Origin of the sequence: Streptomyces sp. NPDC048643 (assembly GCF_040650615.1) — a bacterium.
Classification (GTDB): domain Bacteria; phylum Actinomycetota; class Actinomycetes; order Streptomycetales; family Streptomycetaceae; genus Streptomyces.
Map to the genome: position 1 here is coordinate 64,360 of NZ_JBEZHO010000002.1, position 17,423 is coordinate 81,782.

The following is a 17,423-nucleotide window of genomic DNA, read 5'->3' on the forward strand; positions in this document are numbered from 1 at the left end:
CGGGGCGTCTCAGCCGAGGAAGCTCAGCCGGACCTGACGGTTCGGGTTGTCCTTGTTCGTGTCGACGAGACACACCGACTGCCACGTCCCCAGCTCCAGACTCCCGTCCACCACCGGCAGCGTGGCGTGCGGCGGGACGATCGCCGGGAGGACGTGGTCGCGGCCGTGGCCTGGACTGCCGTGGCGGTGCTGCCAGCGGTCGTCGGCGGGAAGCAGGGCGTGCAGCGCGGCGAGGAGGTCGTCGTCGCTGCCCGCGCCGGTCTCGATGATGGCGATCCCGGCGGTGGCGTGGGGCACGAAGACGTTCAGGAGACCGTCGCGGCCCGCCGCGACCTCACGGAGGAAGGCCTCGCAGTCACGGGTCAGGTCGACGACCGTCTCGGACGATCCGGAGGACACGTTCAGGACGTGCGTGGTGAAGGCATCGGACATGTTCCAATCCTCTCCCATACGTCGGACTCCGCACCCGGCCGACTGCCCGAACGGTGATACGGACGGTCCATTCCGCGAGACACCGTTGACCGAACACGCACAAGCTGGCTACTTTCTGCCGCATGTTGCGTTCAGTTCTGCTCACCACGCGCGGTCACATCGACCTGCTGCGGGTGGCCTCCGCCGCGTGTCGCCGCGGCTGCTGACGCCCTTCTCTCCCCGTTTCCCCGCGCACTCGCGCTCTGTCCGTCCCGCACGTCCGGCTGTCCCGTGTCCGCACGCCTGAGCCACTGACGCGTCGGGGCTCAGGCGTGCGCACTTCCGGTCGCTCTCCTCCGTCCCTGGAGCCCTCATGAGCATCAGCCATGCTCCGCCCGGCCCGTCAGAGCCGGACACCTCCCGCCTGTCCAAGAAGGGCGGATCCCCACAGGACCCGGACGCGCCGGGTCCCGCGGCCCACGCGGCACCCGAGCTCGAACCCATCGTTCCCGCCTCCACCCGGCGCGCCCGCGTTCCGCGCTGGCTGCGTCGCACCTCCGGACCTCTCCTGCTGCTCGCCCTGTGGCAACTCCTCAGCAGCACGGGAGTGTTGACCCCCGACGTCCTCGCGTCTCCGGGCACCATCGCCCGGGTCGGCCGGGACCTGATCACGGACGGTTCGCTGCCCGGGGCGATGGGCGTCTCCCTGCAACGCGTCGCCGTGGGCCTTCTCCTCGGCACCCTCGTCGGCACCGGACTCGCCCTGGTGTCGGGGCTGTTCCGCATCGGCGAGGACCTGGTGGACGCCTCCGTCCAGATGCTGCGGACGGTGCCCTTCGTCGGCCTCATCCCGCTGTTCATCATCTGGTTCGGCATCGGCGAGACCCCGAAGGTCGCGATCATCACCCTCGGGGTGTCGTTCCCGCTGTACCTGAACGTCTACGCCGGCATCCGCGGCGTCGACTCCCAGCTCATCGAGGCGGGTGAGTCCCTCGGCCTGTCCCGGTGGGGGCTCGTGCGGCACGTGATCCTGCCGGGCGCGCTGCCCGGCGCGATGACGGGGCTGCGTTACTCCCTCGGCATCGCCTGGCTCGCGCTCGTCTTCGCCGAGCAGATCAACGCGGACGCCGGCATCGGCTTCCTGATGGTCCAGGCGCGTGACTTCCTGCGGACCGACGTGATCGTGGTCTGCCTGATCGTCTACGCCTTCCTCGGTCTGTTCGCCGACTTCGTCGTCCGCACCCTCGAAAGGCTGTTGCTGCAATGGCGACCGACGTTCACGGGCCGTTGAGCCCCGAGGCGACCCCGGCCGTACGGGTCGAGGGCCTCACCCGCTCCTTCGACGGCCGGGCCGTCATCGATCACCTCCGACTCGACGTGCGGCCGGGTGAGTTCGTGGCCCTCCTCGGGCGCAGCGGCTGCGGCAAGTCGACACTGCTGCGCATCCTCGCCGGACTCGACCGCGACATCGAGGGCACCGTCCTGGTCCCACGCCGCAAGGCGGTGGCCTTCCAGTCGCCCCGGCTGATGCCGTGGAAGAAGGTGTGGCGCAACGTCCTGCTCGGGCTGCCCGGCAAACCCGGCCGCGCACTCGCCGAGCGGGCACTGACCGAGGTCGGCCTCACCCACCGCTCGGACGCCTGGCCCAAGACCCTGTCCGGCGGTGAGGCGCAGCGCGCGTCGCTGGCCCGGGCCCTGGTCCGCGAACCCGATCTGCTGCTGCTGGACGAGCCGTTCGGCGCGCTCGACGCGCTGACCCGCATCAAGGCGCAGCGGCTCGTCGGCGAGTTGTGGCAACGCCGCGGCTGCGCCGTTCTGTTGGTGACCCATGACGTCGAGGAGGCCGTGTTGCTGGCCGACCGAGTCCTGGTGATGGACGACGGTGTCATCGCCTACGAGACCCGCGTCGACCTGGAACGTCCCCGCGACATCACCGACCCCCGGTTCGCCGCGCTCCGCGCGGGCCTGCTGGAACGGCTCGGCGTCGACACCGCCGCCGAGGCGGCCTGAACCCGACCGTCCCGCACGCCAGTTCACCTCGCTTCACCTCACCCAGCTCACCCACCTCCACGAACGGAACCTCATGCGACGACGTCTCGTCCCCGCCGCCCTGCTCCTGCCTCTGACCCTGCTGCTCGCCGCCTGCGGCGGGAACTCGGCAGCCGAGACCAGCACGGGTTCCGGCACCGACGGCAAGGGCTCGCTCACGCTCGACGTCGGCGACCAGAAGGGCGGTTCCGAGGCGGTGCTCCGAGCCGCCGGGGAGCTCAAGGACCTCGACTACAAGATCAAATGGTCGACGTTCACCTCCGGCCCACCGCTCCTGGAGGCCGTCAACGCCAAGGCCGTCGACATCGGCGGCGTCGGCAACACGCCCCCTGTGTTCGCGGCCGGGGCGCACTCGAAGATCTCGGTGGTGGCCGCCTGGCACGGCAACTCCCAGGGCGAGGCCATCCTCGTACCGAAGAGCTCGACTCTGCGAAAGCCCGAGGAGCTGAAGGGCAAGTCCATTGCGGTGGCGCAGGGTTCGTCCGCGCACTACCAGCTGATCGCCTCGCTGAAGGAGGCCGGGCTCACGCCGTCCGACGTCAAGGTGAAGTACCTGCAGCCCGCCGACGCACTGGCCGCGTTCACCAGCGGCAAGGTCGACGCGTGGGCGGTGTGGGACCCGTACACCTCGCAGGTGCTGGAGGCGAAGCAGGGGCGGATCCTGGCCGACGGCGAGGGGGTCGTCAACGGGCTCAACTTCCAGGTGGCGTCGCCGAGCGCGCTCCAGGACAAGAAGAAGGCCGCGGCCCTGAAGGACTATCTGGAGCGACTGCGGCGCGCCACGGACTGGGTCTACGACCACCCGGAGGCGTGGGCGAAGGTGTGGGCGAAGGACACCGGTCTGCCGTACGAGGTGGCGCTGGCGTCGGTGAAGCGCACCAACGCGAGCCGGATCGCGGTCGCGGTCGACAAGCCGCTGATCGCCTCCGAGCAGGCGATCGCCGACACCTTCACCGGTCTGAAACTGCTGCCCGGCAAGGTCGACTTCAGTGGCTTCGTGGATCCCCGGTTCAACGGTGACCTGCCGGCGTCGACCACCGCACCCCGCGTCTTCAAGGAGTCCTGATGACCGTCCACCTGCACTGGTTCCTGCCCACGGGCGGCGATGGGCGGACCCTCGTGGACCGGCACGCCTACACCGGCAACACCCTCGACCGGTCACGTCGGCCGAGCGGTGTGCGCGCCCCCGACATCGAGTACCTGGCCCAGATCGCCAAGGCGGCCGAGCAGTTGGGCTTCGAGGCGGTGCTCACCCCGACCGGCACCTGGTGCGAGGACGCCTGGCTGACGACGGTGGCGCTCGCCCAGCACACCGAGCGGCTGAAGTTCCTGGTGGCGTTCCGGCCAGGTGTCGTCTCGCCGACGCTCGCGGCCCAGATGGCGGCCACGTATCAGCGGGTGACCCGCGGGCGGCTGCTCCTGAACGTCGTCACCGGCGGCGACTCGGCCGAACAGCGGCGCTTCGGGGACCACCTCGGGCACGACCAGCGGTACGCCCGCACGGACGAGTTCCTCTCGGTCGTCCGCGGGGTGTGGAGCGGGCAGCCGTACGACTTCGACGGCGTTCACTACCAGGTCGAGGGCGGCCTGACGGCGCTGCCGCCCGACCCGCTCCCGGAGATCTTCTTCGGCGGCTCCTCGGCCGCGGCGGGGCCGGTCGCGGCCCGGCACGCGGACGTCTACCTCACCTGGGGCGAGACCCCGGCCCAGGTGAAGGAGAAGACGGACTGGATCCGCGGTCTCGCCGAGCGCGAGGGGCGCACGGTCCGGTTCGGCATCCGGCTGCACACGATCTCGCGGGACTCGTCGGCCGAGGCGTGGGCGACCGCGAACCGGCTGCTCGACGATCTCGACGGGGACACCGTCGCGGCCGCGCAGGCGGCGCTCGGGCGGAGCGAGTCGGTGGGCCAGCAGCGGATGCTGGCGCTGCACGGCGGCTCCCGCGACGGCCTGGAGATCTCGCCGAACCTGTGGGCGGGCGTCGGCCTGGTGCGCGGTGGGGCGGGCACGGCCCTGGTGGGCAGCCACGCGGAGGTCGCCGACCGGATCGAGGAGTACCACGCGCTCGGCGTCGAGCACTTCGTGTTCTCGGGATATCCGCACCTGGAGGAGGCGTACTGGTTCGGGGAGGGCGTGATCCCGGACCTGGCGTCGCGGGGGCTGTTGAAGGCCACGACGGCGGGAGGCGGAGCGCCGCTGCTCGTGGCGAGCGGCCGCTGACACGGGTCCCGTCGGGTGGCTCACACCGTGTCGCCCGGCGGGAAGATCCCGGAGCCCGCCCCGGTTGGTAGAAGCGTGAACGACACAGGGGTACGCGCGCGTGAGGTCGATGTGGTCGTGGTCGGCGCGGGGCAGGCGGGCCTGTCCAGCGCCTCTCACCTGCGGCGTGCCGGTTTCGAGCCCGGGCGGGACTTCGTCGTCCTCGACCACGCGCCGCGGCCGGGTGGCGCCTGGCAGTTCCGGTGGCCGTCGTTGACGTTCGGCAAGGTGCACGGGATGCACGAGCTGCCCGGCATGGAGCTGACGGACGCCGACCCGGGCCGCCCCTCCTCCGAGGTCGTCGGGGAGTACTTCGACGCCTACGAGCGCGCCTTCGACCTGAGGGTGCGACGGCCCGTGGATGTCACGGCGGTCCGGGAGGGGCCCGACGGCCGGCTGCTCGTGGAGACGGACGACGGAGTGTGGTCCGCGCGGGCGCTGATCAACGCGACGGGCACCTGGGACCGGCCGTTCTGGCCGCGCTATCCGGGCCAGGAGACCTTCCGCGGACGGCAGTTGCACACGGCGCAGTACCCGGGCCCGGAGGAGTTCGCCGGGCAGCGCGTGGTCGTCGTGGGCGGCGGCGCCTCCGGCACCCAGCATCTGATGGAGATCGCGGACCACGCCGCAGCGACCACGTGGGTGACGCGGCGCCCGCCGGTCTTCCGCGAGGGTCCCTTCACCGAGGAGTTCGGGCGGGCCGCCGTCGCGCTGGTGGACGAACGCGTACGGCAGGGGCTGCCGCCCCGCAGCGTGGTCTCCGTGACCGGGCTGCCGCTGAACGACGCGATCCGGCAGGGGCTGGCCGACGGGGTGCTGGACCGGCGTCCCATGTTCGACCGGATCACCCCGGACGGCGTGGAGTGGGCGGACGGACAGCGGGTGGACGCCGACGTGATCCTCTGGGCGACCGGTTTCCGGGCCGCCGTCGACCACCTTGCTCCGCTGCGCCTGCGGGAGCCGGGCGGCGGCATCCGCGTCGAGGGGACACGGGTGGTCGCCGATCCACGCATCCATCTGGTCGGCTACGGGCCGTCCGCGAGCACGATCGGCGCCAACCGGGCCGGACGGGCCGCGGTGCGGGACATCAGGAGGCTGCTGGCGACCTCGCCGGCCACCGTGTGATGCCCCGTGCGTCGGTCCGCGTGGCCCGGTGCGGCACGCCGGTCCCCGCGCCGCTCGACGCGCGGCTCAGTGGGTGGGTGACGCGGTGGCGGAGACGGTCGGAGAGGCGCTCTTGCGACTCTGGTTCCGGTTGAACTCGGCGACGTTGCGCTGGTGCTCCTCGTAGCTGGCCGTGAAGCGGGTGTCGCCCGGCTTGACCGTGACGAAGTACAGCCAGTCGCCCGCGGGCGGGTTGATCGCGACGCGCATCGCCTCCTCGCCGGGGTTGGCGATCGGCGTGGGCGGCAGTCCCATGCGCTGGTAGGAGTTGTAGGGGCTGTTGAGCCGGGTGTCCTTCTGCGTGGTGTTCAGCGTGGAGCGGTTCATCGCGTAGTTGATGGTGGAGTCCATCTGCAGCGGCATGCCGCGCTCCAGGCGGTTGAAGATGACCCGGGCCACCTTGCCCATGTCCGCGCTGGTCGCCGCCTCGGACTGGACGATGCTCGCGATGGTGACGGCCTGGTAGACGTTCATCGCGTTGCGCTGGGCGCCCGCGGCGACCGGCGCGCCGTTGAACTTCTTGTTCGCCGTGTCGACCATGAAGGTGAGCAGCGACTCGGGCGTCGACTTCTTCCCGAGCGGATACGTCGCCGGGAAGAGATAGCCCTCGGGGTTGCCCTCGGCGTCGTTGGGAAGCTTCAGGTTCGCCTTGGCGAGGGACTTCTTCGTGGTGCCCGCGGGCATCCGCAGGGCCTTGTCGACGGCCGAGTAGACCTGGCCGGAGCGCCAGCCCTCCGGGATGACCAGTGCCTTCGGGGCCTCGTCCTGGTCTCGTCCCATGCTGAGCAGCGGCACCGCCACGGCGGTGGCCGCCACGACGGCTCCGGTCGCGATGAGGGCGACCCGGCCCCGGCGCGTCAGTCGAATCGTGCTCCGTGGCGGAGTGTTCATCTGCATAGCGGGCACGTTAACCCGCTAATGCACACAAACCCGGCATATCGTCATCTTGTCGGCTCCAGTTGGGCGTCCCGGTGCACGAGGGCGGCGTAGCGCCCGCCCTGATCCAGGAGTTCCTCGTGCGCTCCGCGCTCGACCGCACGGCCGGCGTCGAGGACCACGATCTGGTCGGCGCCGCGGATCGTGGACAGCCGGTGGGCGATGGTGATCGTGGTGCGGTTGGCCGACAGGGCGTCGATGGCCTCCTGCACGGCGTGCTCCGTGCGGGTGTCCAGCGCGCTGGTCGCCTCGTCGAGCACGAGCACGGGCGGGTCGCGCAGGATGGTGCGGGCGATGGCGAGGCGCTGCTTCTCGCCGCCGGAGAAGCGGTGGCCACGTTCGCCGACGACCGTGTCGTACCCGTCGGGCAGTGCGGCGATGTGGTCGTGGATCTGGGCCGCGCGCGCAGCCGTGTACAGCTCCTCGTCGGTGGCGTCGGGCTTGGCGAACCGCAGGTTCTCCGCGACCGAGGCGTGGAAGAGGTACGTCTCCTGCGAGACGACGCCGACCGCGCGGGCCAGGGTGTCGAAGTCGAGGTCGCGCACGTCCACCCCGTCCAGGGTCACGCGGCCGCCGGTGACGTCGTACAGCCGCGGCACCAGATAGCTGAGCGTGGACTTGCCGGATCCGGTCGGTCCGACGACGGCGAGGCTGCCGCCGGCCGGGACGGTGACGTCGATGGCGTCGAGGATCGGGGCGCCCTTGTCGTCGTAGCGGAACTCGACGTCCTCGAAGCGGATCTCGCCCTTGACCTGGTCGAGGTGGACCGGGCGCTCGGGCTCCGTGATGTCGATGGGCAGGTCGAGGTACTCGAAGATGCGCTGGAAGAGCGCCAGCGAGGTCTGGATCTGCACGCCGGTGGACAGCAGGCTGACCGTGGGCCGGAACAGGCCCTGCTGGAGCGAGACGAAGGCGACGAGGGTACCGATCGAGATGGTCGGTCCGCCGAGCTGGAGGGCGACGCCCGCGGTCCAGTAGATGAAGGCGGGCATGGCGGCCATGACGATGCCGATGACGGACATGCGCCAGCGTCCTGCCATGTTCGACCGCACTTCGAGGTCGACCAGGCCCTCGGACTCCTCCGCGAAGGACTTCGTCAGCGAGTCCGACCGGCCCATGGTGCGGCCGAGCAGGATGCCGCTGACGGAGAGCGACTCGGTGACGGTGGCGGCCATCGCCGCCATCTGCTTCTGCCGCTGGGTGGTGATCCGCTTGCGTTCGTTGCCGACGCGGCGGCTGATCCAGACGAACACCGGGAGCAGGAGCAGCGAGACGACGGTCAGCCGCCAGTCCAGGGCGATCATGGCGACGATCGTGGCGATCACGCTGGTGAGGTTCGAGACCAGGGAGGTCGCGGTGGAGGTGACGGTGGCCTGCATGCCGCCGATGTCGTTGGCGATGCGGGACTGGACCTCGCCCGTGCGCGTCCTGGTGAAGAAGGCCAGCGACATGCGCTGGAGCCGGCCGTAGACGGCGGTGCGCAGGTCGTGCATGACGCGCTGGCCGACGGTCGTGGAGATCAGGGTCTGCAGGACGCCGAAGACGCCGCTGAGGACGGCGCTGAGGATCATGCCGAGCGCGAGCAGGCTCAGCAGGCCCGTGCGGCCCTGCGGGATGGCCGTGTCCAGGATCGCCTTCAGCAGGAAGGGCGTGGCGACGGACACGAGGGACGCGGCGCCGACCAGCAGGCCGACGATCGCGAGGCGGCCCCGGTAGGGGCGGAAGAGGCTCAGGATGCGCCGCACCTGCCGGGGCTGTTCCTTGTCGGCAGGTGGCGGGCTCCATGTGATGTGTTCGGGAGGCAATGGACTCCTAGGGAAGCGGGAATACGGGAGGTGCGGGAGTACCGGGAGCGCGCGGCCTGCGCGCCCACGGGTACACCGTGAGGATCCGGCGATTGACGGAGCCTAGCTCATTGTTACCTATACTCACAATGAACCGCATCCTGATATTGTTCCCGCATGACCACCCCCGATGCCGACGGCCTGCTCGCCGAGCAGTTGCTGCGCCTCACGCGCCGCGTGCACCGCATCCAGAAGCGCCATCTGGAGCAGCGCGAGCTGGGCATCACACCGGCCCAGTCGCGCCTGCTGCGCACCCTCGCGCACTACAGCTCGCCGCCCCGGATGGCCGATCTCGCCGAGCGCCTCGAAGTGGTGCCGCGGGCCGTGACCACCCTGGTCGACGCCCTGGAGTCCGGCGGGAAGGTGCGCCGGGTCCCGGATCCCACCAACCGGCGCGTCATCCGCATCGAGGTCACGGACGAGGGCCGCTCCGCGCTGCGAGAGCTGCGCGCCGCGCGCCGCGGCGCCGCGGAGGAGATCCTGGCTCCACTGACGGACGAGCAGCGTGAGGTGCTCGGCGGACTGCTGGACACCCTGGTGGACGGGGTGCCGAGGGTCGAGCATCCCTGCTGAGGCGGCTCGGCGCCCGAGGCCGGGCGCCGGAACCGCCGGGCACGGGCGCCGACGCCGGCGCCCGGACGTCCGGTGAGCCTGTGAGGAGTGGTGCGCGATGCCCCTGCTGGAGCCCGACCCCGAGGCCCTGCGCCCCGACGCGCATCCCGAGGCGCCCGCGTCCGACCGGGTCCCCGAGGACCGCGCCGGAGGCACCCCCGAGCCGCTGCGCGGCGACCTGATCGCCCTGCTCGGTGCCGACAAGGTGCTCACCGGGATCTCCGACCTCGTCCGCTACGCCTCCGACGCCAGCCCCTACCGCTTCCTGCCACGGGTCGTCGTGGTTCCCGAGGACATCGACGACGTCTCGGCGGTCCTCTCGTACGCGCACGGCAAGGGCCGCGAGGTCGTGTTCCGTGCTGCGGGCACCTCGCTCAACGGCCAGGCCCAGGGCGAGGACATCCTCGTCGACGTGCGCCGCCACTGGACCGGCGTCGAGATCCTCGACGGCGGCGCGCGGGCGCGTATCGCACCGGGCACGACGATCGCCCGCGCCAACGCCTCGCTCGCCCGCCACGGGCGCGTGCTCGGCCCCGATCCGGCCAGCGCGATCGCCTGCACGGTCGGCGGAGTGGTGGCGAACAACGCCTCCGGCATGACGGCGGGGACCCACCGCAACTCCTACCGCACCCTCGCCTCGCTCACGTTCGTCCTGCCGTCGGGGACCGTCGTGGACACGGCCGAGCCCGATGCCGACGAGCAGCTCGCGCACGCCGAACCGGACCTGTGCGCCGGGCTCCTGCGCATCAAGGCGGAGATCGAGTCGGACGTGGCCCTGACGGCCCGTGTCCGCGCCAAGTACGCGATCAAGAACACCAACGGCTACCGCCTCGACGCCTTCCTCGACGGCTCCACACCCGTCGAGATCCTGCGCGGCCTGATGGTCGGCTCGGAGGGTACCTTCGGCTTCATCTCGGAAGTGGTCCTCGACACCCTGCCGCTGGAGCGGCGGGTCACGGCGGGGCTGTTCTTCTTCGGATCGCTGACCGCCGCGGCCGCCGCCGTTCCCCTGTTCACCGCCGCGGGCGCCTCGGCCGTCGAGCTGATGGACGGCAACACCCTGCGCGCCTCGGTGAGCGTCGAGGGCGTGCCCGGCGACTGGGCGGATCTCCCCGGGCCGACGACCGCGCTGCTCGTCGAGTTCCGCGCCGCGGACGAGGCCGCGCGGGAGACGTACGAGGAGAAGGCGCGGGCGGTGCTGGAAGGGCTGACGCTGGTCTCCCCGGTGGCGTCGGTGACGAACTCCCTCACCCGCGACCAAAGGACCGTCGGCGGGTACTGGAAGGCGCGCAAGGCGTTCGTCACGGCGGTCGGCGGGGCACGCCCGTCCGGTACGACACTGATCACGGAGGACTTCGCGGTGCCTCCGGAGCGGCTCGCGGAGGCCTGCGAGGCGCTCCTCGACCTCCAGACCCGGCACGGTTTCGACGCGGCGGTCGCGGGCCACGCCGCGCACGGCAACCTGCACTTCCTGCTGGCCTTCGACGCGTCCCGGGAGAACGACGTGGAGCGGTACGCCGCGTTCATGGACGCGTTCTGCCGGCTCACCGTCGAGCGCTTCGACGGCTCACTGAAGGCCGAACACGCCACCGGACGCAACATCGCGCCCTTCCTGGAGCTCGAATGGGGGCCGGTGGCGACGGAGTTGATGTGGCGGACGAAGCGACTGATCGATCCGGACGGGGTGCTCGCGCCCCGCGTCGTCCTCGACCGCGATCCGCGGGCACACCTGCGGGGCCTGAAGACGATCCCGCGCATCGAGGCGATCGCCGACCCGTGCATCGAGTGCGGCTTCTGCGAACCGACCTGCCCCAGCCGGGACCTGACGACCACACCCCGCCAACGGATCGTGCTGCGCCGGGAGATGATGCGCCAACCCGACGGCTCACCGGTCGGGGACAACCTCCTGGACGCCTACGGGTACGCCGCCGTGGACACGTGCGCCGGCGACGCGACCTGCAAACTCGCCTGCCCGGTCGGGATCGACACGGGCGCCCTGATGAAGGACTTCCGCCACGCCCGTCACTCGGCGCGCGAGGAGCGCGTGGCAGCGCTGGCCGCACGGAACTTCCGGGCGCTCGAAGCCTCCGCGCGGTTGGCCGTCGCCGCCGCGGACCGGGTCGGCGACCGGTGGGTGAGCGCCGTGACCCGGATGGCGCGCAGGGCCGTACGCCCGGACCTCGTCCCCGAGTGGCTGCCCCGGATGCCCGGGGCGGCGCCCGCGCCCCTGCCGGACACCGCGCGGGTGGGGGCCGTCGCCGTCTACTACCCGGCCTGCGTCAACCGCATCTTCGCCAGCCCCGGAGACGTGTCGCTCGCGCAGGCCGTCGTGGCGGTCTCGGAGCGCGCCGGCCGGCCGGTCTGGATCCCGGACGACGTGTCGGGCACGTGCTGCGCGACGATCTGGCACTCCAAGGGATACGACGCGGGCAACGCCGTCATGGCCAACCGGATCGTCGAGGCCGCCTGGGGCTGGACCGCGGGCGGCCGGCTGCCGCTCGTCGTGGACGCGTCGTCCTGCACGCTCGGCATCGCGCGCGAGGTCGTGCCGTATCTGACCCCCGACAACCGGGAGTTGCACGCCGGGCTGACGGTGGTCGACTCCCTGGTGTGGGCGGCGGAGGAGCTGCTCCCCCACCTGACCGTGCACCGCACCGTCGCCTCCGCGGTGCTCCATCCGACCTGCTCCATGCGGCACTTGGGCGACGAGGCCCAACTGCGCGCGGTGGCCGAGGCCTGTGCCGAGGAGGTGGTGGTGCCCGACGACGCCGGGTGCTGCGCCTTCGCGGGCGACCGCGGCATGCTCCACCGGGAACTGACCGAGTCGGCCACCCGCGAGGAGGCGGCGTTCGTCACCTCCCGCACCTTCGACGCGCATCTGTCGGCGAACCGCATGTGCGAGGTGGGGATGGACCACACGACGGGCCGCGGCTACTACTCCGCGCTCCTGGAGCTGGAACGCGCGACCCGTGACCCGGCCGCACACGAAGGCGGCGCGGGCAGCCGACGACGCGGAGCGTCGGCAACCGACGACAACGCAGCAGATAGGCGCATCCAGCCCCACGTCCCGCCACATGATCCAGACGACAGGTCCTAGGCCTTGAGGTCCGCCTTGTCGCCCATCACCACGACCGGGTGCTGATCGGGGTCGAGCGTGCGCAGCAGGTACTCCATACCGGACTTGGGCAGGCTCACACAGGCCGAGGTGCCGCTGCCGTGGTCCAGGTGCAGCCAGATGCCGCCGCCCTTCTCGTCACCCCACGGGCGGGTGCCGTCGTCCGGCGGATTGCCCTTGAGCCGGTTGTAGTCGATGGCGATGACGTAGTCGAAGTCGTGCCAGTGCGACTTCGCCCAGTAGTGCGGTGCCTGGAAGTCCTCCGACTGCGTGTACGGCAGCCGGGCGCCCGGGTCGTCGAGCACACCGCCCGCGTCGCTGAGCGTGTACACACCCACGGGACTGCGCTTGTCGTCCTCGTGGTGGTCGGTCGTCCAGCCCTTCTTGCCGTTGTGCGCGGCCCAGCTGATGGTCTTCTTCCAGTTCTTGCCGGACTTCGTGTACAGCACGGCGGTGGACGTCGCCGAGTCCTTGCCCTCGCCGTAGACCGCCAGGACCTGACGGGAGTCGGACGGGATCTTCTTCTGGAGCCGGTCACCCACGTCCGGGATGCGGGTCGGGTCCGCCGGGGGAGCGCTGGTGCGGGCCGCCTTTCCGGCCGATCCCGCGTTTCCCTTCACGTCCTTCGCCCCGCCGTCCGCCGAGCCACCACAGGCCGCGAGACCGACGGCAAGGGTCCCGCAGGTCACTGCGGCGAGCCCCGTACGCATCGCACCGTTCATTCGCATGCCGTCCATCCTCGCACCACGTAGCTGACGAATCGTCCTCTCCCGCTCCCCGGCCAGTCGCGGCCGATCAGGCCGGATCCATGCTCCCGGCCGGAAAATCGTTTGCCTTCCACCACGTTACGACGCGAACCTTTCACGGTTTGTTGCCGGTCTCCGCGACCGGTTGTCGCCGGTCCCCGCGACCGGCCGGTTGCCGGAGACCGGCGGCTCCTCCTCCGCCACCTGACACGAGCCCCTGGGACGTCATGCAGATTCAAGACCTTCCGTATCCCGACCCGGGTGTGCCGGACGCCCGCTCGGGTCCCCGATTCCTGTGGTGGCTCGGACGGAATCAGCTGGGCGGACAGTTCAAGGCGCTGGCCTGGGGTCTGCTGCACTTCGTGGCCGTCTCGGCCCTGCCGTTCTGTGTGGGTATGGCCGTCCAGGCCGTCATCGACCGCTCCGGCACCCGGCTCGCCCTGACCGGCGGACTCATGGCGCTGTGCGGCGCCTGTATCGCCCTCGGCGAGACCATGCTGCACCGCACCGCGGTCACCAACTGGATCACCGCGGCCGCGCGCGTCCAGCAGCTGCTGGCCCGCAGGACTGCCCTCCTGGGCTCGGCGCTGACACGGCGCGTCGCGGCGGGTGAGGTGGTCGCGGTGTCGACCGGCGACGTCGAGAAGATCGGCTGGTTCGTCGAGGCGGTGTCCCGGTTCACGGCGGCCGCCCTGACGGTGGTGCTGGTCTGCGTCGGGCTGGTCGTCTACCAGCCGGCGCTCGGCGTCATCGTCGCCGTCGGCGTGCCGGTCCTCGCCCTCGCCGTGCTGCCCCTCCTGCCCCGCGCCACCGGCCGGGCCGACGCCCAGCGGGAGAAGGCGGGCCGCGCCACCGAGCTGGCCTCCGACACCGTCGCGGGTCTGCGGGTCCTGCGCGGCATCGGCGGCGAGGAGCTCTTCCTCGACCGCTACCGCCGTGCCTCCCAGGAGGTGCGCCACGCCGCTGTGCGCAGCGCCCGCATGTGGTCCCTGATCGCCGCGATCCAGGTGCTCCTGCCGGGTCTGCTGATGATCGCCGTCGTCTGGCGCGGCGTGCTGCTGGCCCGCGACGGGCGGATCGACGTCGGCGAACTCGTCACCGTGTACAGCGCCGTCATGCTGCTCACCTATCCTCTGCGGCACTTCGAGGAGATCGCGATGGCCTGGTCGTTCTCGCGCCCGTCCGCCAAACGGGCCGCACGCGTCCTGGCCCTGGACCGCGCCATGGACAGCGACGGCTCACGTGCGGCGCAGGCACCGTCCGGCGATCTGTACGACCCGGCGACCCGGCTGCTCGCTCCGGCCGGCCGGCTGACCGCCGTGGTGTGCGGCGACCCGGACGCGGCCGGTCTGCTGGCCGAGCGCCTCGGCGGCCATCCGTCCGAGCGGACCGCCGAGGTCAGCGTCGAGGGCGTCGCGTCCAGCGGCTCGGTGCTCCTCGGCAACGTGCCGCTGGACGAACTGCCCCTGGACTCCGCGCGCACCGCCGTCCTCGTCCAGGACAAGGACCCGGTGCTGCTGTCCGGCTCCCTGCGGGAGCTGCTCGACGTGCCCGCCTCCGGACGGGTCAGTGCCGGTTCGGCGCTGGAGGCCGCGCAGTGCGGTGACGTGCTGGACGCCCTCACCCAGGGATCGCTGGATGTCGAGGACCCGATGGACGCCCGCATCACCGAACGCGGACGGTCCCTGTCCGGCGGCCAGCGCCAGCGACTCGCGCTGGCCCGGTCGCTGATCACGGACCCGGAGGTGCTCGTCCTGGACGAGCCGACGTCCGCGGTCGACTCCCACACCGAGGCCCGGATCGCCGAGGGGTTGCGGACCCTGCGGGCCGGGCGGACGACGGTCGTGTTCACCTCCTCGCCGCTGCTCCTCGACCACGCGGACCGGGTGGTCCTCGTCCACGAGGGCCGGGTCGCCGCGGTCGGAACGCACCGCGAACTGGTGCACGACGAGCCGCTGTACCGGGCCGTGGTGACCCGGGAGACCGAGGAGGAAGCGGCCACCGAGGCCGCCGCCCGGGCCTCTCTGGGCGATGTGACCCCCGATGACGAAGCCGTGCTGAACGGCGTACTGGAAGAAATCGAGGAGACCGCATGATCGGCGTGGCGCCCCCGGCGTACGACCCGGCCGCCCCGACGACGGCGACCACCCTGCCCGTCGGCGCACCCGCGACCGTACGCGCCTACGTGACCGAACTGTTCCGACGTCACCGCACGGCCTTCCTCCTGCTGGTCGGCGTCAACACGGTGGCCGTCGTGGCCTCGATGGCCGGGCCCTATCTGCTGGGCTCGGTCGTCGAACGGGTCACGGACCACACCCGTGACCTCCATCTGGGGCGCACCGCCGCCCTGTTCGTCGTCGCGCTCGTCGTCCAGGCCGTGTTCGTACGGCAGGTGCGGCTGCGCGGCGCCATGCTGGGCGAGCGCATGCTGGCCGACCTGCGCGAGGACTTCCTCGTACGGTCGGTCGGACTGCCGCCCGGCGTGCTGGAACGCGCCGGGACGGGCGACCTGCTGTCCCGCATCACCACCGACATCGACCGGCTCGCCAACGCCATGCGCGAGGCCGTTCCGCAACTGGCCATCGGTGTGGTGTGGGCGGCACTGCTGCTCGGCGGGCTCACCGTCACGGCACCGGTGCTCGCACCCGCGGTCCTGATCGCCGTCCCGCTGCTGGTCGTGGGCTGCCGCTGGTACTTCAAGCGGGCACCGGCCGCCTACCGGTCGGAGGCCGCAGGCTACGCGGCCGTCGCAGCCGTCCTCGCCGAGACCGTGGATGCCGGACGCACCGTCGAGTCGCACCGGCTGGGCAGGCGCCGCATCGACCTGTCGGACCGCCGCGTCAAGGAATGGACGGCGTGGGAGCGGTACACGCTCTGGCTGCGGTCCGTCCTCTTCCCGATCGTCAACATCACCCATGTGACGGTGCTCTGCTCGGTCCTGATGGTGGGCGGGGTCTTCACCCTCCACGGCTGGATCGGGGTGGGCCAGCTGACGACGGGTGCACTCATCGCGCAGATGCTCGTCGACCCGGTGGGCCTGATCCTGCGCTGGTACGACGAGCTTCAGGTCGCCCAGGTCTCCCTGGCCCGTCTCGTCGGCGTCCGGGACATCGAGCCCGCCGCGGGCGATCCCGCCGTGGCACCGGACGGACGTGACGTGCACGCGGACGGGGTCCACTTCGGCTACCGCGCCGGCGTGGACGTGCTCCGTGACGTCACGCTCGCGGTACCGCCCGGGACCCGGGTCGCACTGGTCGGCCCGTCCGGCGCGGGCAAGTCCACGCTGGGCCGGCTGCTCGCCGGGATCTACGCACCCCGGGACGGCCGGATCACCCTCGGCGGCGCCGAACTGTCCCGAATGCCCGCCGAGGAGGTCCGCTCGCACGTCGCCCTCGTCAACCAGGAACACCACGTCTTCGTGGGCTCCCTGCGCGACAACCTGCTGCTCGCCGTCCCCCGCGCCCGGCATCGCCCGGCCGCAGGGGCGCCCGTGGATGCCGCCGCCGATGCCGCCGGCCTCGACGCCTCCGTCGACGCACGGCTGTGGGCGGCTCTCGGCGCGGTGGACGCCGACGGGTGGGCCCAGGCACTGGACGACGGTCTGGACACCGAGGTGGGGTCGGGCGGATTCGCGCTCACACCCGCGCAGGCCCAGCAGATCGCACTCGCCCGGCTGGTCCTCGCGGACCCGCACACGCTGGTCCTGGACGAGGCCACCTCGCTGCTGGACCCCCGTGCGGCGCGTCATCTGGAACGCTCGCTGGCCCGGGTCCTGGACGGCCGCACCGTCATCGCGATCGCCCACCGGCTCCACACGGCCCATGACGCGGATGTCATCGCCGTCGTAGAGAAGGGTCGGATCAGCGAGCTGGGAAGCCACGACCAGCTGGTCGCGGCGGACGGCGCCTACGCGGCCCTGTGGCGGTCCTGGCACGGGTGAGCCCGGGACCGGGCGGCCTGGGGCGTGCGGGTGGACCGGGCGGCCTGGGGCGTGCGGGTGACCGACGCCGGTGGTGTACCGCCCCGGGGTGCCTGCGGGCGCCCCGCCGACGGTTGGCCACTGCCCGCCGGAGTAGGCCCCCCGAGCGGGGGCCTGCCACACCCGCGCGCAGCACGGACGGGGACGGTCAGGGCCGCTCGGGCGGCCCTGACCGAGGCAACCTTCCTGGCCCCGGCCGCCCGGGCAGGTGGCGTTCCCTTTCCCCACGGGAGCGGGACCCCGCCTGCGTTCGAGGCGCTTCGTCGACACGGGCCTGACCCCGTCGTCGGCCCGTGCGGCGCCGCAGG

The 17,423-nt window shown here is 71.8% G+C and carries 14 protein-coding genes; 10 read left to right on the forward strand and 4 right to left on the reverse strand.

Going from position 1 to position 17,423, the window contains the following annotated elements; translation table 11 throughout:
- Window positions 1–9: 9 nt before the first annotated feature.
- Window positions 10–432, reverse strand: a complete 423-nt coding sequence (locus tag AB0C62_RS02165) for a secondary thiamine-phosphate synthase enzyme YjbQ (protein ID WP_362969176.1) — start codon at window positions 430–432, stop codon at window positions 10–12.
- A 122-nt stretch (window positions 433–554) separates the two neighbouring features.
- On the opposite strand from AB0C62_RS02165, the gene AB0C62_RS02170 reads away from it, so the two are divergent.
- From AB0C62_RS02170 to AB0C62_RS02195, 6 genes are all read left to right on the forward strand, one after another.
- Entirely contained in the window at window positions 555–638 is an 84-nt protein-coding gene (locus AB0C62_RS02170; RefSeq protein WP_350495123.1) for a putative leader peptide, read from the forward strand.
- 146 nt (window positions 639–784) lie between these two features.
- Window positions 785–1,702: an ABC transporter permease gene (locus AB0C62_RS02175; RefSeq protein ID WP_362969177.1), complete on the forward strand. Its 918-nt coding sequence runs from the start codon at window positions 785–787 to the stop codon at window positions 1,700–1,702.
- Complete coding sequence (locus AB0C62_RS02180; protein WP_362969178.1) at window positions 1,675–2,421, forward strand: ABC transporter ATP-binding protein; 747 nt, start codon at window positions 1,675–1,677, stop codon at window positions 2,419–2,421. The genes AB0C62_RS02175 and AB0C62_RS02180 overlap by 28 nt, the downstream gene beginning before the upstream one ends.
- Window positions 2,422–2,494: 73 nt before the next feature.
- Window positions 2,495–3,526 (forward strand): ABC transporter substrate-binding protein, encoded by a 1,032-nt coding sequence (locus AB0C62_RS02185; RefSeq protein ID WP_362969179.1) that lies wholly within the window; start codon window positions 2,495–2,497, stop codon window positions 3,524–3,526.
- Window positions 3,526–4,680 carry an LLM class flavin-dependent oxidoreductase gene (locus tag AB0C62_RS02190; protein WP_362969180.1) on the forward strand — a complete coding sequence of 385 codons (1,155 nt, stop codon included), beginning with the start codon at window positions 3,526–3,528 and terminating at the stop codon, window positions 4,678–4,680. Before AB0C62_RS02185 ends, AB0C62_RS02190 begins: the two co-directional genes overlap by 1 nt.
- Before the next feature lie 75 nt (window positions 4,681–4,755).
- A complete protein-coding gene (locus AB0C62_RS02195; protein ID WP_362969181.1) occupies window positions 4,756–5,844 on the forward strand; it encodes an NAD(P)-binding domain-containing protein in 1,089 nt (362 codons plus the stop codon).
- Window positions 5,845–5,910: 66 nt separating this feature from the next.
- Here the strand turns inward: AB0C62_RS02195 and mltG are convergent, their stop codons facing one another.
- Together mltG and AB0C62_RS02205 are read right to left on the reverse strand one after the other, a co-directional pair.
- Window positions 5,911–6,780: an endolytic transglycosylase MltG gene (gene mltG / locus AB0C62_RS02200; RefSeq protein ID WP_362969182.1), complete on the reverse strand. Its 870-nt coding sequence runs from the start codon at window positions 6,778–6,780 to the stop codon at window positions 5,911–5,913.
- 44 nt (window positions 6,781–6,824) lie between these two features.
- The gene (locus AB0C62_RS02205) at window positions 6,825–8,624 is read right to left on the reverse strand and encodes an ABC transporter ATP-binding protein (protein WP_362969183.1); all 1,800 of its coding nucleotides are present in this window, start codon (window positions 8,622–8,624) and stop codon (window positions 6,825–6,827) included.
- A 156-nt stretch (window positions 8,625–8,780) separates the two neighbouring features.
- Between AB0C62_RS02205 and AB0C62_RS02210 the strand changes: the two genes are divergently transcribed.
- Both AB0C62_RS02210 and AB0C62_RS02215 read left to right on the forward strand, forming a co-directional pair.
- A complete protein-coding gene (locus tag AB0C62_RS02210; protein WP_362969184.1) occupies window positions 8,781–9,236 on the forward strand; it encodes a MarR family transcriptional regulator in 456 nt (151 codons plus the stop codon).
- 97 nt (window positions 9,237–9,333) lie between these two features.
- Entirely contained in the window at window positions 9,334–12,372 is a 3,039-nt protein-coding gene (locus AB0C62_RS02215; RefSeq protein ID WP_362969185.1) for an FAD-binding and (Fe-S)-binding domain-containing protein, read from the forward strand.
- Here AB0C62_RS02215 and AB0C62_RS02220 read toward each other — a convergent pair.
- Window positions 12,369–13,118, reverse strand: coding sequence for a L,D-transpeptidase family protein (locus AB0C62_RS02220; protein ID WP_355866576.1), 750 nt, complete (start codon window positions 13,116–13,118; stop codon window positions 12,369–12,371). The genes AB0C62_RS02215 and AB0C62_RS02220 overlap by 4 nt on opposite strands.
- A 245-nt stretch (window positions 13,119–13,363) precedes the next feature.
- Here AB0C62_RS02220 and AB0C62_RS02225 point away from each other — a divergent pair, with 245 nt between their 5' ends.
- Window positions 13,364–15,232 (forward strand): ABC transporter ATP-binding protein, encoded by a 1,869-nt coding sequence (locus AB0C62_RS02225; protein ID WP_362969186.1) that lies wholly within the window; start codon window positions 13,364–13,366, stop codon window positions 15,230–15,232.
- Entirely contained in the window at window positions 15,229–17,076 is a 1,848-nt protein-coding gene (locus tag AB0C62_RS02230) for an ABC transporter ATP-binding protein (protein WP_362969187.1), read from the forward strand. The genes AB0C62_RS02225 and AB0C62_RS02230 overlap by 4 nt, the downstream gene beginning before the upstream one ends.
- The last annotated feature ends 347 nt before the right edge of the window (window positions 17,077–17,423 follow it).

Bases quoted from the DNA above. Each gene is read 5' to 3' on its own strand.
- AB0C62_RS02165 (WP_362969176.1), bottom strand. From the start codon at position 432: ATGTCCGATGCCTTCACCACGCACGTCCTGAACGTGTCCTCCGGATCG.
- AB0C62_RS02170 (WP_350495123.1), top strand. From the start codon at position 555: ATGTTGCGTTCAGTTCTGCTCACCACGCGCGGTCACATCGACCTGCTG.
- AB0C62_RS02175 (WP_362969177.1), top strand. From the start codon at position 785: ATGAGCATCAGCCATGCTCCGCCCGGCCCGTCAGAGCCGGACACCTCC.
- AB0C62_RS02180 (WP_362969178.1), top strand. From the start codon at position 1,675: ATGGCGACCGACGTTCACGGGCCGTTGAGCCCCGAGGCGACCCCGGCC.
- AB0C62_RS02185 (WP_362969179.1), top strand. From the start codon at position 2,495: ATGCGACGACGTCTCGTCCCCGCCGCCCTGCTCCTGCCTCTGACCCTG.
- AB0C62_RS02190 (WP_362969180.1), top strand. From the start codon at position 3,526: ATGACCGTCCACCTGCACTGGTTCCTGCCCACGGGCGGCGATGGGCGG.
- mltG (WP_362969182.1), bottom strand. From the start codon at position 6,780: ATGCAGATGAACACTCCGCCACGGAGCACGATTCGACTGACGCGCCGG.
- AB0C62_RS02210 (WP_362969184.1), top strand. From the start codon at position 8,781: ATGACCACCCCCGATGCCGACGGCCTGCTCGCCGAGCAGTTGCTGCGC.
- AB0C62_RS02215 (WP_362969185.1), top strand. From the start codon at position 9,334: ATGCCCCTGCTGGAGCCCGACCCCGAGGCCCTGCGCCCCGACGCGCAT.
- AB0C62_RS02220 (WP_355866576.1), bottom strand. From the start codon at position 13,118: ATGCGAATGAACGGTGCGATGCGTACGGGGCTCGCCGCAGTGACCTGC.
- AB0C62_RS02225 (WP_362969186.1), top strand. From the start codon at position 13,364: ATGCAGATTCAAGACCTTCCGTATCCCGACCCGGGTGTGCCGGACGCC.
- AB0C62_RS02230 (WP_362969187.1), top strand. From the start codon at position 15,229: ATGATCGGCGTGGCGCCCCCGGCGTACGACCCGGCCGCCCCGACGACG.